Origin of the sequence: Bacillus sp. NTK034 (assembly GCF_017303275.1) — a bacterium.
Classification (GTDB): Bacteria; Bacillota; Bacilli; order Bacillales; family Cytobacillaceae; genus Cytobacillus.
In genome coordinates, this window is sequence record NZ_JAFKOJ010000007.1 from 289,450 (window position 1) to 309,141 (window position 19,692).

Consider the following 19,692-nt stretch of genomic DNA (forward strand, 5'->3'; position numbering starts at 1 on the left):
CATTAAAGCATGGACATCACCTTATTGTGTTTCCATTTAAAGGTTGTCAAATATGCAATAGAAATGGATACAATACTTAACCAAAATGTGAAATAGCCGATTTGTGGCATGTAGGTACTTAACACTCCATACCATGGCATCATAGAAAACACATAATCTATCACATCATTATGAAGTGTCCAAATTGCTGCTACAACCAAATGCCAAAACTTAATTCGATAATAAGGCGCGTACAATAATCCTTGTATTGCCATTGCAGCATGTGACAAAATCAACATATAACCTGTCCAATGAAGAGAACCAGTAACAATATATGTAAGTATATTCATGACAACAGCCCATACACCGTACTTAAATAAAGTAATAATTGCTAATGCTTCAAATAATGGCCAATTCTTTTTTAATAAAAAAGCCCCTAAAACAAAAACAAAAAACAAACTTGCTGTAGGACTGTCTGGTACAAAGATTAGAAATTCAGCTGGTGTTTCTATCAATTGATATTTATACCAAATGTATCCATAGACTGTTCCTAGAACGTTAATGATAAAAAGCGCCCAAATAAACCATCTTTTTTCTAGTAAATATAGTAGATTCATTCGTTCTTCACTTTCCCCTCTACAGTAAAATATATTGTAGGTAGTCTCTTGATAAAACCTATAAAAATATAACATTGATATCTGCAGAAAGTGTGAATTTCCCCTATATTAGTTTTGTACGCTAAACAAAAAGGTATTCCCTTCAAAAAGAATACTTTGAGACATGGTTTTAGAGGAGGGAATCTTTTCCCTCCTCTAACTCTTATTCTTGTTCTTCCTGCCAGTCTTCATTTAAATGTTTGCCTTTGAATAATCCAGCATAGAACGGTCTATGTTTTTAATTCCCTTAAGTTTGTGAAAACGGAACAAATCCCCGTCACATGATCACAAAGTCCCCATTTCTGAATGCCACAATTTGGTCTCTTTCCTTCGATAATAAATCATCTCCAAACGAGATTTGATGTTTAGTATCAATTCCCAAAAGGTGCAAAACGGTTGGAGAACATCAATTTTACCGCCATAAGTTTCATTCACGGACCCCTTTAACCCAGGGGCATAGATGAAAAGGAACCCTTTGCAGTTGCACTTGTTCAAAATCATCTATTTCTTTGCCTATTACTTTTGCCATAGCTTCTTTGCGATTTTCGGAATTTCCGTAATGATCTCCATATATAACAACCATCGTGTTCTTATCAAGCCCTGTTTCCTTAAGATCGTTGAAAAACTATTTTAATGCTTCATCAAGATAACGTGCTGTTTGAAAATAGCTGTTAACCGTTTTGTCGCCTGTATCAGCCGGGGAAATTGATTGATCCTTTTCATCTAAAGGATATGGAAAATGATTAGATAGAGTGATTAATTTTGCATTAAACGGCTGCGGCAAACTTTCTAAAAAGGAATTGTTTCTTTAAAAAACGGTTTATCCTTTAAGCCATAGTTAATCACATTTTCTTCTGTCATATTATAAAACGAAGCATCATAAAACATGTCATATCCTAAAGACTTGTACATTTCTTCCTGATTCAAAATGTCTTGTAATTCCCATGAAATAAATAGCTGGAAGTCCCTGATACGTATTTTGTGCTTTTGTCGTAAATACCCCACCTTGCGGAAGAGGATATAAAGAGTTTTAAATTAGAAATTCTGCATCTGACGTCTTGCCTTTGGCTGTTTGATGGAAAAATTCATTAAAATATAAAGTGTTAGGATTTCTTGTTAATGAATTTAAGAATGGCGTAACTTCTTCACCGTTTAGCTTATAGTCAATTAAGAAATTCTGGAATGATTCCATCGATATATAAATTACATTCATTCATTCCTTTAGCCGCCTCAAAATTCTCCGGATTTGGGTTGGTGTAGTTCACAGTTGTATATATCTCGACAATGGTTACATCATTACTATCAGCCAAAACCCTCTGAGCCGACGACTTTGAATTTTGAATAATATCGTAAATCGTGTAATTATAAGCTCCTAGATATTTAACTAGATACTTCCTGTCAAAGGCACGCGTCAATAGTTGCGGGCGGTCAATTTCCGCAAGAGTAATGTTAGTGCAAAGAACAAGAAACCTGTGATAAACATGGTTGACAAAGAACGTCTAGACAGTCCTGCTGCTGGTTTTTCCCGCTTCATGACCAATGCTAGCAATATAAGAGTATCAATAAAATAAAGGACATCTATTGGCTCAATGATTGCTCCAACACTTCCACGTACTTTTCCGAAACTTTGTGTCTGAAATAAAACAGGAACTGTTATAAAGTCATTAAAGAATCGATAATATCCCACGTTTGCATGCCACTCTTAATCCAAATGTTATAGGAACCAATCTTGGGACAATTCTGTATGAAATTCCATAATTTTTAAAAATACAGGATATTTTTTAGTGGACTTAGTTTTATGTCTAAATTTTCAAGTTGAATTTAATTAGTATAACGTATATAGTATATGGCATTCTTAATAAATTTAGGTTCTTTAATATATAAGACTATTAAAGTAGGAGTGATATGATGCTACGTGGAAAAGCAGTAGAATTTCGAATTACAAATATAAACTTTATTTAATAGCAGTAATGTTATTTTAGTTAAAGACGTACTTCGTTTATCGTACAGAGTTTAACTAGGGAGTTAATAATGATTGCAGCAATTTCTGTTGTTTTGTTAATCCGATTAGTTCTGCAATTTTATTTTTGGGCATAGCCCTATTTTTTAAAGGCCGCAAACAACATTGCATACTTTTCTCCATAAATGCGCTTTTATCCTTTTTATTATAAAAACAATTAAAATGTAAGAAATAATATGAATTTTATATATACATATATTAAGAGCTATAGTTCTATTCTAATTCCTTGAAAAATAAATAGTTTTAATTTAATGTCTTTTTATACAATTGAAGACTTGTTTAAGCTATTTTAAAAAACTTTTTAAAAAAATATATATTATAAGGAAAGTAGTTGATTAGATGCTGAAAATACGAGATGCATTAATTAATGAAGGAGAATGGATTAGAGAACAAAGAGTGAATGCATATGGAGAGCATGAAAAAAAAATCCCTAAACGGCATTGGGATACTCTGAAAAAATCTATCCTATCGGATACTGATGAACAGGTAGATGTTGAACTTCTTGTTGCGGAGCTGAATGAGGAAGTGGTAGGAAGTGTAGTTTTGTACCCTGCGAAATCGGATGCTTACGAGGGACTTATTGATTCGTTAAATTATCCAGAATTAAGAATGCTTGCAGTCGCACCCCATGTGCGAAATAAAGGTATTGGAGAAGCATTAGTAAATGAATGTATTCGTCGTGCGAAAGCAAAAGGGTTTCAATTCATAGGTTTACACACCGCAGATTTCATGAATAGCGCTATGCGGTTGTATGAACGTATGGGTTTTGTAAGACTACCTCAATTCGATTTCGAACCTGCTGATGACGGAATTATAGTAAAAGCTTATCGAAAAACTATCGAATGAATTAAAGAATATGGTAAGAATACAAATCAATAAATGTTTACTAATGCTACTGAAAAGGTGGCTATCTAATCTCACGCCCAGTAGCACTTTAGAAAAAGTTGGGTGTAAAGGATGGAGAATATGTTATATATAAGGAAGCTGGCCTGCTAGTGATTAGCACACCACTAAAGTAATTTTTAGCAACGGGAAGTTCTCTATTCCAACGGAACTGAGAAACATGTTAAATTCTATCCAAATTCCCATTTATCGTTAGAAGCTCATTCGAAAAAAGGTTCTACTTCAATAACGAATTTAGATAGTATTGGGGTACCGTCAGGAAAATGCGGATTTACAACGCTAAGCCTAGTTTCCTGACGATTCTCCCATTTTTAACAAGGTTAAGAAAGTTCTAGTTGTCTTAAAGAATCTAATGAGACTATTTTCTCCGAATTTAAAATGATATTCTCCTAGTAAATTAATATGTTCCCAGCCTAAAGGTGACATATGGTACAATAAGTCTTCGTTAAAACTACCTGTCCTTTTTTGATATTCAACTGCTTTTGCTAAATGCAGAGTATTCTAGACACTAATGGCATTGATAATTATGTTTAAAGCACTGGCCCTTTCAATTGATGTTGTATAGTGCGCTCCCTAATCTCTCCTTGTTTTCCAAAGAAAATAGCTCTTGCGAGTCCATTCAGCCCATCTCACGTAGAGCAGTGGCTAAGCTGTTTTGTCTTGAATAAGAACCTAGTTTCCCCATAATAAGAGATGCTGATACTGTTCCTTCCCTTATAGAATGAGCTAGTCGAAAAACATCTTCTTAATTTTCTCTAATTGCCTTTGTATTTATTTGTCCACGTAAAATGACTTCTAATTTTGGATATTCACTTGCTTTATCTATTGCAAATAATTTCGAGTCCGATAAACCTCTTATTCTTGGAACAAATTTAAATACTATAAATGAGTCAGTCCGAATATTTGTTCTGTGTAACCAGCTTTGTCTGAATAATGCTCTTCTATGTTTAGACCCGTCTCATGATGCAACAAACCATCTAAACTAACTGATAATCTCGTAGTCTCCTTCGTTTGATTCCATGTATCTTCTGAAAACAAATGTTCCTCAAACTCTCTATATTATCTACTCCCAACAATGAAAATATCTACATCCCGAAGCTCTGTTAATACAGCCATTTCATACTAATGACGATTGATTGTTGTACCATCATCCTCGTATAAATGCTTTTTCCAAGGTTTTGAAATGTAATCCACAGGTGAGTCATCAGGCACTTTCCGATTTCCGGATTCATTCATTCATTCATCGGATAATCTCAACAGCTTGTAAAAGTGGCTCATTTGCCTTTGTAGAATGAAATTCCAATACCCTTAATAGCGTTGGCGTATATTTTCTAAGTCAATAAAATCGTTTTTGCAATAAGTCTAAATAATCATAGTCATCAAGACGTGCAAGCTCCTGAGCTTCTTCCACCGAAGAGACAAAAGAATTCCATTCGATAAAGGATTCTAAAACCTCAAACACGTCTAACTTTCCTGTTTTGCTTTGATTAAAGCTTGTCCGATGTTCGTAAAGTGTATAATTTTCTCATTTAGCTTTTTACCGTTTTGTTTCGAATTTCTTCTTGAGCTTTAGGCCTTTTGATAACAGACTAAGTATTTGTCTGGGTTATATACGTGTTAATATCGTAAGCCAAAATCCTTCAAGGCAATTTCAGTAGCTGAACGAAATCGGAATGGATATTATATATGAAGAAAAAGTTTCAGGGGTAACAAAGGAGCGCGAGTAACTTCAAAAAAAATGTTAGAGGATTTACAGGAAGATGACATCATTCATGTTACAGACTTAACGAATCACTCGTAGCACAAAAGATCTATTTGAATTCATCGATAACATACGAGGGAAAAGGCAAGTTTAAAATCACTGAAATAAATACATGGCTAGATTTATCAGAAGATAATCTATACAGCCAATTTTTAATTACCGTAATGGCTGGTGTTAATCAATTAGAGCGAGATCTTATTCATATGCGACAACGTGAAGGGATTGAGTTGGCTAAGAAAGAAGGCAAATTTAAAAGTCGGTTAAGGAGTATCATAAAAATCATCATCGGGAAAGAACTATGCAGTAAAGCTGTTTAAAGAAGGTAATATGAATGTAAATCAAATTTGTGAAATTACAAATGTGTCTAGAGCTTCATTATATAGAAGGCTATCGGAAAAGAACAAATAATTGTTTCTTATTCAAGCAATGTTCTCATTTGTTGTAAATCATGAATTTTTGTTTCAATCTCTTTCATTTTACTTGTTGAAAAACACGCTTTTCCTCTGAACGAAAATTTTCATCATTTGAAGCAGCTTGGCGAGAAAATGTCCTGGTTCTGGGGTTACAAAAGGTGAATGTCCAATTATTAAAAATTTTAAAGGAGTGAATTAGAATTGGCTAAACGATTAATAGAAGTGTTTACAGTAGGGTGTAGTGTTTGTGAAGGTGCTGTACAACATGTGAAAGATTTATCTTGCGATAATTGCGAAGTAGTGGTTTATGATCTAAATAAAAAATGTGACACATTTGAATGTGAAGCAAAAGTGAAAGAGTATGTCGTAAAGTCTGTTCCAGCCGTTGCAATTAATGGGAAATTGGTGGACTGCTGCAACAATAACGGTATTAATATTGATGCATTAAAAGCTGCTGGCTTAGGTCAATAAACAGGGAATGGCAAGGGTGGATGGAATATCCCACCCTTGTTTTCTTCTGAATAGAAAGGTGAGTTGCCCGTGAATACGACGGTTTCAAATAAAAAAACGGTAATTTCTTATGTAATTTCTTTTGCTCTTATTTTGCTGATGGTTACGGCAGCTATGCTGTTGGACGATCGTGAAGTGATTTTGCCTGAAATCTCAGCGATGGCGGTTGCCATGTGGGTATATCGAGAAGCTGGATGGATTAGGCAGCCATCGAAGATTTTTCTTGCCCCATCTATTACAGCTGCTATCGGTTTTGCGGTCAACCAGTTAGACACGACATATGTGGGGAAAGTCATCCTTACCCTGGCACTCATCATGCTCATTTTACGTCTCATCCAATCGAACCTGGCACCTTCTATTGCAACGGGCTTACTGCCACTGGTGATGAATGCAACTGAAATGACCTTTATTTTGTCGGTAATCGTTTTTACCCTGATATTAATGTTCGGAGTTCTCGTATTTGGATTAAGTAAAGGACTTGAAAAGAAAATGAACATAGAGTACAAGTATATGCTTGTGTTTCTCGTACTGAATATCGTTTGGATTGGTTTGGTCTGGGGCACTGGCTACCTGTAGCTCGCACCCATCCCTCCTAGTCTTGTTGTAGTGTATGAAGTGCTTCAAAAACCAATGTACAATGGAAAAATGGCATTTAAGCAAGGAATGGTGCTGACCATATCGGCAACTGTAGGAACCATTTTGTACTTTACCATTGATTCTTGGATACTAATTACGTTGCTAGCAATGTTGTTAATGCTTATTTTGTTGCGTATTGTTGGGATTCGTATGCCAGCTGTGTACGCTATTCCATTGCTTCCGTTTGTGTTCCCAGAGGAGATTATTGCAAAGTTGCCGTTTGCTGCATTAATTGCATCTGTATTCTTTCTAGGTTCGGTATTGGCGTTTAAAAAGTTTGAAATGAAGCAACGCGAGAAAGTCTTGCAAAAGTCCTAATTTTTTGATTCGAGAGGTTCAGATATATGTTTAATTGGTGTTTCGATGATCAGAGATGTTGTTTACACCCTACCTAAGCAAAGGAGATACTAGATGGTCATACAACCCAATATGTCACCCAAATCCATAGTTGAAGTGTGGGAAAATACATTAACTATTTTTCAAAAACACAATATACCACTTACTGAAAAGTCATTAGAAACATTTATTGAAGCTGATACTCTTAATGTCCTTCCTATTGAGTTAAATGATATTGTTGGCAGTTCTACTGCTACCTGTATAGAAGGTGGCTGACAAGTGCTATCTAAAAAAAGGGTAGGTTACTCCTTACGGAATACCTTATTCATGAACGGGTAGCTTTATCGACTTTTTAAACTTAAGTAATCATTTTTAATATCTTTATTCAATATTCGTGCGCTTTTCAGTAGGAACGAACACAGCCCAATTTCTCAATTATAGTGCTGAGAAATTGGGCCTTTTAATATTGTAATTTCCTTAACGTTGTAAATCCGCATTTTCCTGACGGTACCTCATATTGAAAGACAAGGCCAGCTAAGGATTTATCATGATAATAATATAATTTCGTATTAAGGGAGCTGTTCAGCTCCCTTTTTCATTTAATGACAATGAAATAAGCTATTATTAATGAGTTATATTTAACCAAAAAGAAAAGTAACCTATTTGCGGTATGTAATTACTTGAGGGACCATGCCACGGAGCTTTGCACCCTAAAACCTGTTAGTTATAATTGATGGGTTAGTATCGGGAAACATGTTACCGTCAGTCCTATCCTCCCTTGTAAAGTTAGAAATCATCTGTTGAATTCCCTGTTTTTTACGCTAGAAGCACATATTACAGAATTAGTCGCTCGCACCCGTTAGTCTTCCATCTCAAATGGAATTTCTTCTCATATGCTTTTGTGTATTTTTCATTTGCTCTTTTTTCTTCTTCGTTGTTAATCGGAATGTCTCCACCGACAAAAATTTTAAACTTTGCAACTTTCTTTTAAAGCCACAGACTAAATGCTGCTAAGAAAATTGGCTATTCTTTTATTAAGATGCATATTGATGAAGTAAAAACATAATGGGGCACTAAATAAAAGAAAAATAATAGACAAGATTCCTGGTCACTTAAACAAGATCCGCTTTCACGTGGCATCCCACGGGGCTTTTTTCGGTACATTTGGGTTAATTCTCTTGCTAAAGGTACTTTTTTTATTAGCGTCTTGCTGCTTCAAATGCCGTTAGTAAGTTCCTTGGCATTCTTGGTAGAAGCATTGGATCCTGCAGGTCTAAGGAGGTTGCCAAATGAAACGTTTATCCCACTGGCGGATTGCTATTGGTGCCAAAATTATTCATCGTTCTTTTTTGTAGCGGTTTAAATCAATACACTGGTTTTAATCCATGACACTTACAATAATTAAGATACAAAGTTTAGTTTGATAACGTCACTGTATTTATCCTTACTCTTATCCAAGATTTTGCACAAACAGTTTCTCCTTGCTATTTATGTTAATGCCATATCAACTGATCTAAAAAACCTAGAATAATTGCGATACCTGCCCCATCAAACGGTAATCCTACTTCATGGAAAACATCGAGAGCTATTATTCCGCCTCCTGGTATTGCCACACAGATAAAAAAATTCTTAGTTCAACAAAATACGCCTCATTCTGCATAAATTCTTCAAATTTAAGAAATATAATTTAAATTAGCAGTTTCTTAAGAAACGGGTGAATTAAGTGACAAAACTTTCAATTAAGCTTGGAATTGTATTCTTTCTAATTATCTTCAGCCTTGAGATTTTTATGTTCTTCTTTTTACATTCAGCACTTGTGGATTCAAGGATAGAAGAAGAGTTTATTTCTTTGCAAGCAAGAGGTAACGCGCATAGGGACATACTTGAAAAGCACTTTGATACTGATACAATCTCTCATGTAACTTTAATGGAATCGGAGGCAAATACCGATGTCGTTATTACTGATATAAATGGCAAGATCCTTGGTTCATCAGTAAGGAGCAGCGATGTTGAAGACCATATTAACAGTTCAGACTCAGATATCCCCCGTGATGGAGAGTTTGTTGATAATAACTGGAAAGAGGGAAAGTTTATCTCAACAGTTAGTCCAATTGATTTAGATGGCAAAGTATCTGGCAAGGTTTTTATGTTTCAAGAAACAGAATCCGTACACACTTTAATTGAAAGAATTAACAAACATTTTATATTAACAGGATTAATAGCAGTTTTTTTAACTTTAACTGTCATCATTTTTCTTTCTAAAGGGCTTGTCAAACCTTTAATAAAAATGAAGGAAGCTACTTCCAAAATTAGTAAGGGGGATTTTACAGTTTCACTCCCAAAGAACAGAAATGACGAACTTGGGGATTTAGCAGATTCTATTTCTCAGCTTGCCAGCGACTTGAATTATTTAAAACTAGAGCGAAACGATTTTTTAGCGAGCATTTCTCATGAACTTAGGACTCCCCTCACTTATATTAAGGGCTATGCAGATATTGTTCATAAACGCAATCTATCTATTGAGGACCGTTACAAATACTTAAAAATTATTCATGAGGAGACGAATCGCCTTTCTGATTTAATTAAGGACCTTTTCGACCTTGCGAAAATGGACAAAAATTCATTTATAATACAAAAGAAGGCAATAGACTTAACTGACTTTATTGCGAATATTGAGCAAAAATTTTCTCCGGCTTTCCACGATAAAAAAATGGAATTTGAAGTAATTTGCCCAGAAGGAGTATATATTATGGCTGATCCTATAAGACTTGAGCAAATCATCTTTAACTTGCTGGATAACGCTATTAAATACTCACCATCTGGAAGCAAAACAATCCTTACTGTTAACAGCAAAAAGCAGGGTGTCAATATAAAAGTTAGAGATAATGGAAAAGGAATACCCGAAGAAGACCTGCCTTATATTCTAAACCGCTTTTATCGAGTAGATAAGTCCAGAACCAGGTCATTAGGAGGAACAGGTTTGGGGCTTGCCATAGTAAAGGAGCTCGTCCTTGCCCATGGTGGTACAATCTTTGTAAAAAGCAAGGAAGGCATCGGAACTGAATTTGAACTAGTCTTTAAAGGAGCAAATAGCATTGAAAACGATACTATTAGTTGATGATGAGTCCAGAATGCTCGATTTACTTGCCCTGTATTTAACCCCATTAGGTTATAATTGTGTCAAAAAATCTTCTGCTGGAGATGCAATCACGTTTATAGAAACGAATCCTGCGGATTTAATATTGTTAGATGTGATGATGCCTGAAATGGATGGTTGGACAGCATGCAAAGAATTCAAAAAAATCAAGGATATCCCGATTATCATGCTCACGGCCAGAAGTGAGAAGCCTGATATCGTTAAAGGATTAAAAATTGGTGCAGATGATTATATTCTGAAACCATTTGATGAAGAAGAACTTGTAGCAAGAATTGAAGCCGTACTTAGAAGAACTACAACAGAAGAAGAGATTATCTCATTCAATGGCCTATTACTTAAACCTGATTCTTATGAACTATTTTTTGAAGATAAAGAGATCTTGCTTACACCTAAGGAATTTGCGATGGTACAGTTATTTATAAATAACAGAAACAAGGTTTTCTCTAGAGATCACTTAATTGAATCGGTTTGGGGATATGGCGTATCAATTGAAGACCGCACGATTGATTCGCATGTTAGAAATATACGGGAAAAGTTGAGAAAGGCAGGATTTCCCGCAGATGAATTTTTACTAACCGTTTGGGGTGTTGGATATAAATGGACAGGCAAGTAATATAACTCTTTTTCTGATTAAGGATTTAAAGTAGCCCCGATATAAAAAGTCGATTCCATGATGATTTGGAATCGACTTTTTATATTCTGGTTTATTCTATTTAAGTATTATAAATCTATTCAGCTGGTGATAACTCGCTTTCTGTTACCCATTTGTGATTCTTCACTTCTTCACCGCCGGTAGTTGGAGTGAAATCAACCATATATACAGTTGTTTGTTCAGCAGAGTCAATTTCAGCTGTTGCTCCTTCCATACCTTCCATATGTTCCGCATTTACAGTAACTTCTGTTCCAGGTTCAAGCGGCTCTTCTTCGACTCCTTCTAACTCTTCATGAATTACCCATTTATGATCTTCCACTCTCTCTCCCCCAGTCGTCGGGGTATAAGATATTGTATAAACCGTGGTATCATATGCTCCTACAATTGTTGCTTCAGCACCCTTCATACCTGACATGTGATCTGATTCAATAATGGCTTTACTGCCAACTTCATAAGTTGGTGAAGCTGCTTCTTCTAAACCTTCAGGAACTTCGCCCGAGCCAGACATATCCATATTTCCATGATCCATGCCTTCCATATCCTCATCCATATTGTCTTGGCTCTCTTCTGTATTCTCAGCGCCTTCATTGTTATCTGCGTTTTCATCATTTGCATTTGTACAGGCTCCCAAAAGTAATAAAAGAGCAGCTAGCAATGCAAATAACATTGATTTTTTAAATTCTTTTTTTAACATACACAAAATCCTCCTTTAGCAATTTACAATATCATACCTATAAAATGTGCAGAAAATATGAAGTAAGTTCATGTAATAAAAAACTATCCTATTAATTTTTTCCCCATTCGATATATATTTATTCCTCTTGCACTTTTCAAGTTTAAGATTGAGGATTTACAAAAGTAAATAGCAGCTAGCAAAATCCCCCACCAAAAGTTGTGAATTCAAAATTGAAAAAGGTTTTGGTGCTTATTAATTTCTGGGGAACAAAATCGTTATGGTGGTGCCTTTATTTAATTCACTATTAACCCTTATGTCTCCCCCATGTGCATTCAAAAGTGCTTTTACTATGGAGAGGCCAATACCAATTCCTCCGGTTTTTCTAGTTCTGGATTTATCTCCTCTGTAAAATCGTTCAAAAAGATGGGGAAGATCCTCTTCATCTATCCCAACTCCTTCATCGGTTACAACGAAACCTATATTGTCATTCTCTTCAAGAAATGAGATTTCCACCTTTTTATTTGGGGTAGTATATTGAAGGGCATTATTAAGAATGTTAGTTAATATTTGAGTAACTCGGTCTTGATCAGCATGAAACCATAATTCTTTTCCATAATTATGGATTTGTAGTTTTACTCCCTTTTCTTTAAAAATTGGATCAAATTGATTTTTTAAGAAACACGCCATCTTATTTGCTTCTATATTATTCATATTTAACTTAATCTGTGGATTCTCAGCAGCAAGAAGTTTTTCTAACTCATTTACCAGACGCACTAAGCGCATTAACTCATTATGGCTTTGTTGCAGCCTTTCTGGAGTAGGCTCCCAAATTCCATCCTGAAAAGCCTCAATTTGACTTCTCAATGTTGCAAGCGGTGTGCGAAGCTCATGTGCGAGGTCTGCGGTAAACTGCTTTCTAAGATTTTCTTCAGTAGAAAGTGTACTGGCTAAATTATTAAAAGACCATCCAAGAGGCTTCATTTCCCCAGTCAATTCCTCAACGTTCAAGCGGGTGTTCCATTTATGCTTTTGGAGCTCCTGTACAGCAACGGAAAGTTTATTGAATCCAGAAGAAAGCCATTTGGAAAATAAAATACTAAAGAAAACTGAGAGTATAAGTGTAAAAAATGCTGCAGCATAAACATATCTCTTAATAGCTTGAAAAAATGAGAAATCCTCAGCGAATAATTCCTCTTGGTAGTACACTTGTAAGCTGCCAATAATCCTATTATCTAATGAAAGATGATAAGTATCTGAATTGTAGTTAGCCTCCGAATCTTGCCGATGACCCTTCCCCATATTCTCCATCATCTTTCTCATTGAGTTAGTTTCAATGAGGATTTTTCCATCTGAATTATATATTTCATAATATAGATTTTCCCTCATAGCCTGATCATGCAGAACACTTAAAACTTGGTCACTTTGTAGTGAGCCAGTCTTTTTATACTCTTTGAGTATCTCTTCCTTAATCTGATTTATATTTTTCTCTCTTCCTTCTAATAAATAATCATTAAATCGATCTTCAAAACCCCATAATATCGAAAGACTAGTTAATAATATGCCTGATAACGATACTATTAAGAAATAAATTAATATTCTAGAGCGCAAAGTTTTCCTCATGGGGCCGTCCTCCAAACTTATAACCCATTCCAAAGACGGTCAGTATATAATCTGGGTGTCGTGAATCTCTTTCAATCTTTTTGCGAAGGTTCTTAATATGAGTGTCTATGCTTCGTTCATATCCTTCATAATAAGTTCCGTCTTCCTGGCATTTTTCAAGCAACTCCGTCCGACTATAAACCCTGCCTGGGTAACTGGCCAGTGTAAATAGGAGTCTATATTCAATTGGTGTGAGGGTAATAATCTTGCCTTTCAATTTTACTTCTTTTTTTATTGAGTCAATAATCATTTCTTTTTCATTAAATATAAGCTCGTGAGCTGATATCCTTTTATTCACTCTCCTTAAAATTGCTTGAGCTCTCACTACTACTTCTCTTGGACTAAAGGGTTTTTTTACATAATCATCCGCTCCAAGATTAATTCCATTTAACAAGTCCTCTTCGTCTGATTTTGCAGTCAGCATGATTATTGGTACATCACTTTCTTTCCTTATTAAACGACATATTTCTTCTCCAGAAATATCAGGAAGCATTAGGTCTAGAATAATAATATCAATGTCATTTGTTTTTGCTTTTTTTAAGGCATCTACCCCATTGGAAGCCATCAGTATATCCCAGCCCTCCTTTTCAAAGTAGGCCTTTAATACCTCAAGAATCATATCTTCATCATCTATTAGAAGAATTTTTGTCACGGGTAACCACTCCTTATGTTTATTTTATCATCCTCGATTATTAAAATTGTAATCTTCATATATTCCACATAAGTTCTCCATAAGATCTTCATTTCCTTAGAGTATTCTTAAAACAAGAAAGGAGATGAATATACATGAAAAAATTTGTGATTGGTATCTTAGGTGCAGGGTTTATTTTAGGGACAGGAACATATGCATTTGCAGAGGAAAACGGAAACGGAGGTTTAAACTTCGGGCAAATGAAGCCCATGATTGAAGAAATGCATCCTGAACTCTCAACAAAGGAGCAAAAAGAAATGTTTGAATCATGCCATGGTAAGGATGGAATGATGCAACAAAGTGATGCTGAAAGTATGATGAATAACCTTTAGGGAAGGTGATCCCGAATGATGGTCGGATATGGAATTGGCATGATGGGTTCTGGTATTATAGGTTGGCTAATTAATCTTACCATGATTGGAATCGTAGTATTTTTCACTGTGAAAATGGCAATAAAAAAATCAAAAGTCAATCTTTAAACTTGGATAAACCAGCAGCTGAACTAAAAACATAATTAGCAATTTAAAAACGCTTGGAAATAATAAACCCAAGCGTTTTTGATTTGCTCCCTTCCTTGAGCAAAGCTGTTTGTAATCTTGGTTTCCTTTAAAATCAAACTCATTCTTACTTCACCATGACCAACAAAATCACTACAGCAAACACTATCGCAATTAAAAGTGAAACTTTCTGTAGCTGTATTTTTTCAAGATGTTCTATAATAATTATGACGATAATGATCAAAATTTGAAAAATCCAAGATAAAAAAACCATTTTTTTATCTCCAATCTTATGAGTATTAAAGTTTAATAAAGATAATGGTACGAGGGTTTTCTGGATATCTAACTCAGAAGCAAGAGTTTATTTCCTTTTCTTGGATTGTTGACCATTTATCATAGAAGAGTTTAAAATTATAAAAAGTGTTTTAGATACATCTCACTTTTACCATATAAGTATGCATAATTTATGCATACACGGAAGAAATTGACCATGCATATAATTGTTTAAAAAAAGAAAAATGTGGAGGTCAATGAATATACAACACAAGCCGAAAAATTAAGAAAAACTCTCCTCTCACACTCTTTAATAAAATGAGGTGAAAGAAATTGTGTTTTACTCATGATGTCATTGAACGGCAAGCCCTTAAAATATGTGAAGAGATGAAGATGCTTTCCATATATAGCCTAGTGGGTGTGGTTACCTCTGGTGGTCAAATCAGGAAGATTCAAGAAAATACATCCATTGAAAGTAACTTTAATTTACTACCTGGAGAAGCTTTACCATTGATCACAAAGGTCATGCTTCAAGATGCTAATGGAAGTCACTATTCTGTTTCACCAGATAAAGCAGGGCTTCAATTTGCTAAGGGTGAAGTTACTTATAAAGAATATAAACGTCTTCTAGCTAAAGAAAAAAGACAGTTAACTACTATATTATTAGCCTCAGGTGGCACATTATTTTTATTGAGTTGGTCAGTTCTTCATTTTTTAATTTAAACGCAATACATGAGTCTTAATATAAAAAGAAGAGGATGGCTCATAAGTGTGAGTCATCCTCTTCTATAGTTGCAATTTTATTTAATTAGAATTTAGTACAGAAATATCAACGTATTGGTTTCCATTTGCGTAAAAATAATGTGTTGCCAACTACTGAAACAGAACTGAAAGCCATCGCTCCACCAGCAAGAATCGGATTTAAAAGGCCGATTGCTGCAACTGGAATCAATACAACGTTATATGCAAATGCCCAGAAAAGATTTTGTTTGATTTTTCTCATTGTTGTTTTGGAAAGGCTGATTGTATCAACAATTCCCATCAGGTCACCGCGCATTAATGTTATATCCGCTGCCTCCATTGCAACGTCTGTACCTGTTCCAATTGCAATTCCAACATGGGCAGCAGCTAGTGCTGGGGCATCATTGATCCCATCCCCAACCATTGCAACTATTTTTCCTTCCTGCTTCAATTTTTCAACTTCTGCAGATTTATCTTCAGGAAGTACTTCAGCAAGAACCCTATCGACACCAACCTGCTTCGCAATCGCTTCGGCCGTCAATTTATTATCACCAGTGATCATAATGACTTCAATACCCATATTTTTAAGGTGTTTAATAGCTTTGGCAGAAGTATCTTTAACTGTATCCGCGACAGCTATTATACCTGCTAGGCTGTCATTAACTGCTATTAGCATAGCGGTTTTTCCTTCCCCTTCAAGCTGTTCCATGCGGCTTAATGCATTGCCTATTTCTATACTATTCTTGATCATTAACTTCTTATTTCCAATTAGCACCTTCTGATCTTTGATACTTACTTGGATTCCGTGACCTGGGATGGCAGTAAAGTTTTGTGTTTCCTGAAGCTGAATGCCACTTTCTTTTGCACCCTTTACAATTGCTTCCCCAAGAGGATGCTCCGATCCTTTTTCAGCTGATGCAGCTATCTGCAGTAATTCATCTTCTTTATATTTTCCAAAAGCTATAATATCGGTGACATCTGGTTCACCTTTTGTAATTGTGCCTGTTTTATCCAAAACAACCGTAGTTACACTCTGTGATGTTTGGAGATGTTCAGCACCTTTAATAAGAAGTCCATTTTCAGCGCCTTTTCCTGTCCCAACCATTACAGCTGTCGGAGTTGCTAATCCTAACGCACAAGGACATGCAATAACCAGGACTGCGATCGTACTAACAAGGGCAGGTGTAAATCCTGCGATGAAATAAGTGATGGCAAATGTTGCTAAAGCAATTAAGATTACAATTGGTACAAAAATTCCTGAAATTTTATCTGCGAGTTTTTGAATAGGGGCTTTTGAGCCCTGAGCTTCTTCGACAAGTTTAATAATTTGTGCAAGTGCCGTGTCCTTGCCAACTTTAGTAGCTTTAAATGTAAATGAACCATGTTTGTTTACCGTTGCTCCAATGACTGTGTCACCAACCCCTTTTGTAACAGGCATGCTTTCCCCAGTTAGCATAGATTCATCAACGGTAGTGTTTCCTTCAATTATTTCCCCATCAACAGGAACCTTTTCTCCAGCACGAACAAAAATCAGGTCACCTGTTTGAACCTCTTCCAGGGGTATATCAAGTTCTTCTCCATCCCTAATGACTCTTGCGGTTTTCGCTTGAAGTCCCATCAGGGTTTTAATAGCTTCTGATGTTTGTCCTTTAGCTCTTGTTTCAAGCAATTTTCCTAAAACAATCAAAGTCATGACGATAGCAGCTGCTTCGTAATATAAAAATTGACCAGTTCCCAAAATTGTAACAATCAGACTGTAAAAGTAGGCTGCTGAAGTTCCCAGTACAACCAAAACAGCCATGTTCGCACTTCCGCCTCTAACTGCATTGTATGCATCACGGTAATAATGGCCGCCTACATAGAATTGCACTGGTGTAGCAAGTAGGAATTGTACCCAAGGACTCATATGAAAGAACATTCCATTGCCATACTCCATAGCAAAATCCGATATCATTTGAACTAAAAAGAATACGGATAAAATTGCTCCTATAGTAAACTTCCTTATTTGCTTTTTATATTCTTTTTCCCTAGCACTCCGCTCATAATCTTCATCTCTTTCGCCAACTATCTTTGCATCATAGCCAACTTTTTTTACAGCGGCTATGATTTGCTCAATATTCGTGTTTCCAGGAATGAACTCAATATTTGCTTTTTCAGTAGCTAAATTCACAGTTGCACTTGTTATTCCTTCCACCTTTTTTAATCCTTTTTCAACCCGAGTTGCACATGCTGCGCATGTCATTCCTATTATATCAAGCTGGACTTTTTCCTCTTGAACACCGTAACCTGTCTTTTTTATTTTTTCAATGACATCGTTAACATTAGCTGTTTTTGGATCATACGTAACAGAAGCTTTTTCTGTAGCGAGGTTAACACTAGCTTTTTGCACACCTGGAACCTTAGCAATGTTTTTTTCAATACGAGTTGCACATGCTGCACATGTCATGCCGGTTAAGCTCAATGTAACATTTTCCCCGGCAGCATCAATTTGTGTTTTGGCAATTGATTGCTCAGCCATTTTTATATTCCTCCTTTTAAACTGATTAAGGATAAATAATTTCGTAGAAGGTCGTACTTAATATACCTATGATGGGTATGTTAGGTTTAAAAAGAAAGGGTGTTGCCTTTTGCACACCCTTTCTTTTTATTTAAACTACATCATACCCTTGATCATCAATGGTTTCTTTGATTTTGTCTAAAGAAACCACTGCGGAATTATATTCCACATCAACTTTTCCACTTTCTAGATGAACTTTTACATTGGAAACTCCCGCTAACTCGCCGACATTGCCCTCGATCGCTTTAATACAATGACCACAAGACATGCCTTCTACATTCAATGTAACTTTTTCCATCATTCATTCTCTCCTTTATTTTTTCATTAATTTCTGTACAGTAATGAGTACTTCATCTAAAACTTCTAAATCTCCTTCTTGAAGGCGGTCCACCACACATCCTTTTAAATGCCCTTCCAAAAGAATCTTTGCAACGCTGTTTAACGCAGATTGTGTAGCTGAAATTTGTGTAATGACATCGTCACAATAAGTGTCCCTTTCAATTAAACCTTTTATACCGCGGATTTGTCCTTCAATTCGGTTTAATCGAACGACAAGATTATTCTTAACTTTATCAGAATGGTGGCTTTTTCTCGTACCCTCATTTGCACAGCAGCTTTCATCTTCGGTTGGCAATTCATTTATTTCTAATTTAGAAATCATTTAGATTCCCCCTTACAAATTTAATATATCATACCCCCGTACCCTATGTAAAGGGGGAGTTATGAATAATTTTGTTATTTTTGATGATTTTTTAATCTAAGAAAAATTTAAAGGTTATATTTTTTTATTTATTTATTTCCGCTAATATTGCCTCATTCCCGACCCTGTTTACAAATTTATGGAACGTCTCTCTTTTCTTGGCCTGTTGCTGGTAAAATTCAATGATCTTTTCTACAGCTGAATATAAATCTTCAGGTTCAAGATTAGTCATTAATAGGGACCCGGTTTCTGCATCTTTCCCTTTCGATTTTCCTCCAATATATAAATCATAATGATTTTTAACCTTCATTATACCTATGTCATTGATGAGTGGTTCACCACAGCCGACAGGACAGCCAGTATAAGCTGGCTTTAATGTGAAAGGGACAGGAATTCCTGCTATACTCTCATTCAATTCTTTTGCTACAGGCATTCCTTCTTCTTCTTCCCCTTTACAAAAATTACATGTCCGTAAACTTTTAACAAATTTTCCCACTGGATAACATCGAAGCCCTACCTGTTCAAACTCTGAAATAATTTCATCCTTCTTGTCATCAAATATGTCGATGTAGAGCTGCTGAAATGTGGTCAGTTCAAGCTCATCCTGATCATCCATATATTTTGCAATTACAAGTAGTTGCTTGGCAGTTAGTTTTGCACCAAAATGTATACCCCCGTTTACAGCTATCTTTACTTTTTTTCTTTGCGTATCCATATGTTTCCCCTTTTTTATGAAGTCTTTTCTAATAATTCAATATGACAATGGCAAGAAACTGAATGTCCTCTGTCTACATCCTCTAACTCCGGCACTTGCGTATGACAAACTGCTTCTTTATGAGGACATCTTGCAACAAAAGGGCAGCCTTTTTCTTCT

The 19,692-nt window shown here is 35.6% G+C and carries 16 protein-coding genes and 4 pseudogenes; 10 read left to right on the forward strand and 10 right to left on the reverse strand.

What is annotated here, in order from left to right; genetic code table 11:
• Positions 1-2: 2 nt before the first annotated feature.
• Positions 3-596 carry a DUF1405 domain-containing protein gene (locus JI665_RS20120; protein WP_206843081.1) on the reverse strand — a complete coding sequence of 198 codons (594 nt, stop codon included), beginning with the start codon at positions 594-596 and terminating at the stop codon, positions 3-5.
• Positions 597-921: 325 nt separating this feature from the next.
• Positions 922-2,331, reverse strand: a pseudogene (locus JI665_RS20125) (LTA synthase family protein); the annotation flags it as partial.
• Between the two features lie 663 nt (positions 2,332-2,994).
• Between JI665_RS20125 and JI665_RS20130 the strand changes: the two are divergent.
• Positions 2,995-3,501, forward strand: a complete 507-nt coding sequence (locus JI665_RS20130; RefSeq protein WP_206843083.1) for a GNAT family N-acetyltransferase — start codon at positions 2,995-2,997, stop codon at positions 3,499-3,501.
• Between the two features lie 377 nt (positions 3,502-3,878).
• Here the strand turns inward: JI665_RS20130 and JI665_RS20135 are convergent.
• Positions 3,879-5,038 (reverse strand): annotated as a pseudogene (locus JI665_RS20135) (Tn3 family transposase); the annotation flags it as partial.
• A gap of 115 nt (positions 5,039-5,153) precedes the next feature.
• Between JI665_RS20135 and JI665_RS20140 the strand changes: the two are divergent.
• The 6 genes and pseudogenes from JI665_RS20140 to JI665_RS20165 all read left to right on the forward strand — a co-directional run bounded on the left by JI665_RS20140 (position 5,154) and on the right by JI665_RS20165 (position 10,985).
• Positions 5,154-5,728: pseudogene (locus JI665_RS20140) on the forward strand (recombinase family protein).
• A gap of 206 nt (positions 5,729-5,934) precedes the next feature.
• Complete coding sequence (locus JI665_RS20145) at positions 5,935-6,204, forward strand: glutaredoxin (RefSeq protein ID WP_206843085.1); 270 nt, start codon at positions 5,935-5,937, stop codon at positions 6,202-6,204.
• Positions 6,205-6,273: 69 nt separating this feature from the next.
• Positions 6,274-7,197 (forward strand): annotated as a pseudogene (locus JI665_RS20150) (hypothetical protein).
• 93 nt (positions 7,198-7,290) lie between these two features.
• Positions 7,291-7,491, forward strand: a complete 201-nt coding sequence (locus JI665_RS20155) for a hypothetical protein (protein ID WP_206843087.1) — start codon at positions 7,291-7,293, stop codon at positions 7,489-7,491.
• 1,447 nt (positions 7,492-8,938) lie between these two features.
• Positions 8,939-10,333 carry a sensor histidine kinase gene (locus JI665_RS20160; RefSeq protein WP_206843089.1) on the forward strand — a complete coding sequence of 465 codons (1,395 nt, stop codon included), beginning with the start codon at positions 8,939-8,941 and terminating at the stop codon, positions 10,331-10,333.
• A complete protein-coding gene (locus JI665_RS20165) occupies positions 10,311-10,985 on the forward strand; it encodes a response regulator transcription factor (protein WP_206843091.1) in 675 nt (224 codons plus the stop codon). The genes JI665_RS20160 and JI665_RS20165 overlap by 23 nt, the downstream gene beginning before the upstream one ends.
• 115 nt (positions 10,986-11,100) lie before the next feature.
• Here the strand turns inward: JI665_RS20165 and JI665_RS20170 are convergent, their stop codons facing one another.
• The 3 genes from JI665_RS20170 to JI665_RS20180 all read right to left on the reverse strand — a co-directional run bounded on the left by JI665_RS20170 (position 11,101) and on the right by JI665_RS20180 (position 14,011).
• On the reverse strand, positions 11,101-11,718 hold the full coding sequence (locus tag JI665_RS20170; protein WP_206843093.1) for a YdhK family protein: 618 nt from the start codon (positions 11,716-11,718) through the stop codon (positions 11,101-11,103).
• A gap of 234 nt (positions 11,719-11,952) precedes the next feature.
• Positions 11,953-13,320: a sensor histidine kinase gene (locus JI665_RS20175; protein WP_206843095.1), complete on the reverse strand. Its 1,368-nt coding sequence runs from the start codon at positions 13,318-13,320 to the stop codon at positions 11,953-11,955.
• Positions 13,298-14,011 carry a response regulator transcription factor gene (locus JI665_RS20180; RefSeq protein ID WP_206843096.1) on the reverse strand — a complete coding sequence of 238 codons (714 nt, stop codon included), beginning with the start codon at positions 14,009-14,011 and terminating at the stop codon, positions 13,298-13,300. Before JI665_RS20180 ends, JI665_RS20175 begins: the two co-directional genes overlap by 23 nt.
• Before the next feature lie 134 nt (positions 14,012-14,145).
• Between JI665_RS20180 and JI665_RS20185 the strand changes: the two genes are divergently transcribed.
• The 3 genes from JI665_RS20185 to JI665_RS20190 all read left to right on the forward strand — a co-directional run bounded on the left by JI665_RS20185 (position 14,146) and on the right by JI665_RS20190 (position 15,543).
• Complete coding sequence (locus JI665_RS20185; protein WP_206843099.1) at positions 14,146-14,382, forward strand: hypothetical protein; 237 nt, start codon at positions 14,146-14,148, stop codon at positions 14,380-14,382.
• A gap of 15 nt (positions 14,383-14,397) precedes the next feature.
• Complete coding sequence (locus JI665_RS29015; RefSeq protein WP_280516112.1) at positions 14,398-14,529, forward strand: hypothetical protein; 132 nt, start codon at positions 14,398-14,400, stop codon at positions 14,527-14,529.
• A gap of 624 nt (positions 14,530-15,153) precedes the next feature.
• Entirely contained in the window at positions 15,154-15,543 is a 390-nt protein-coding gene (locus JI665_RS20190) for a hypothetical protein (RefSeq protein WP_206843102.1), read from the forward strand.
• Positions 15,544-15,649: 106 nt separating this feature from the next.
• Here JI665_RS20190 and JI665_RS20195 read toward each other — a convergent pair whose 3' ends face one another.
• The 4 genes from JI665_RS20195 to JI665_RS20210 all read right to left on the reverse strand — a co-directional run bounded on the left by JI665_RS20195 (position 15,650) and on the right by JI665_RS20210 (position 19,533).
• On the reverse strand, positions 15,650-18,079 hold the full coding sequence (locus tag JI665_RS20195) for a heavy metal translocating P-type ATPase (protein WP_206843104.1): 2,430 nt from the start codon (positions 18,077-18,079) through the stop codon (positions 15,650-15,652).
• Between the two features lie 130 nt (positions 18,080-18,209).
• Positions 18,210-18,416 carry a copper chaperone CopZ gene (gene copZ, locus JI665_RS20200; RefSeq protein WP_206843144.1) on the reverse strand — a complete coding sequence of 69 codons (207 nt, stop codon included), beginning with the start codon at positions 18,414-18,416 and terminating at the stop codon, positions 18,210-18,212.
• 15 nt (positions 18,417-18,431) lie between these two features.
• Positions 18,432-18,779 carry a metal-sensitive transcriptional regulator gene (locus JI665_RS20205; RefSeq protein ID WP_244671262.1) on the reverse strand — a complete coding sequence of 116 codons (348 nt, stop codon included), beginning with the start codon at positions 18,777-18,779 and terminating at the stop codon, positions 18,432-18,434.
• 124 nt (positions 18,780-18,903) lie between these two features.
• Complete coding sequence (locus tag JI665_RS20210) at positions 18,904-19,533, reverse strand: nitrite reductase (protein WP_206843106.1); 630 nt, start codon at positions 19,531-19,533, stop codon at positions 18,904-18,906.
• Between the last annotated feature and the right edge of the window lie 159 nt (positions 19,534-19,692).

Coding starts and splice junctions, on each gene's coding strand:
- JI665_RS20120 (WP_206843081.1), bottom strand. CDS start 596: ATGAATCTACTATATTTACTAGAAAAAAGATGGTTTATTTGGGCGCTT.
- copZ (WP_206843144.1), bottom strand. CDS start 18,416: ATGGAAAAAGTTACATTGAATGTAGAAGGCATGTCTTGTGGTCATTGT.
- JI665_RS20185 (WP_206843099.1), top strand. CDS start 14,146: ATGAAAAAATTTGTGATTGGTATCTTAGGTGCAGGGTTTATTTTAGGG.
- JI665_RS20205 (WP_244671262.1), bottom strand. CDS start 18,779: ATGATTTCTAAATTAGAAATAAATGAATTGCCAACCGAAGATGAAAGC.
- JI665_RS20195 (WP_206843104.1), bottom strand. CDS start 18,079: ATGGCTGAGCAATCAATTGCCAAAACACAAATTGATGCTGCCGGGGAA.
- JI665_RS20175 (WP_206843095.1), bottom strand. CDS start 13,320: ATGAGGAAAACTTTGCGCTCTAGAATATTAATTTATTTCTTAATAGTA.
- JI665_RS20155 (WP_206843087.1), top strand. CDS start 7,291: ATGGTCATACAACCCAATATGTCACCCAAATCCATAGTTGAAGTGTGG.
- JI665_RS20210 (WP_206843106.1), bottom strand. CDS start 19,533: ATGGATACGCAAAGAAAAAAAGTAAAGATAGCTGTAAACGGGGGTATA.
- JI665_RS20170 (WP_206843093.1), bottom strand. CDS start 11,718: ATGTTAAAAAAAGAATTTAAAAAATCAATGTTATTTGCATTGCTAGCT.
- JI665_RS20130 (WP_206843083.1), top strand. CDS start 2,995: ATGCTGAAAATACGAGATGCATTAATTAATGAAGGAGAATGGATTAGA.
- JI665_RS29015 (WP_280516112.1), top strand. CDS start 14,398: ATGATGGTCGGATATGGAATTGGCATGATGGGTTCTGGTATTATAGGT.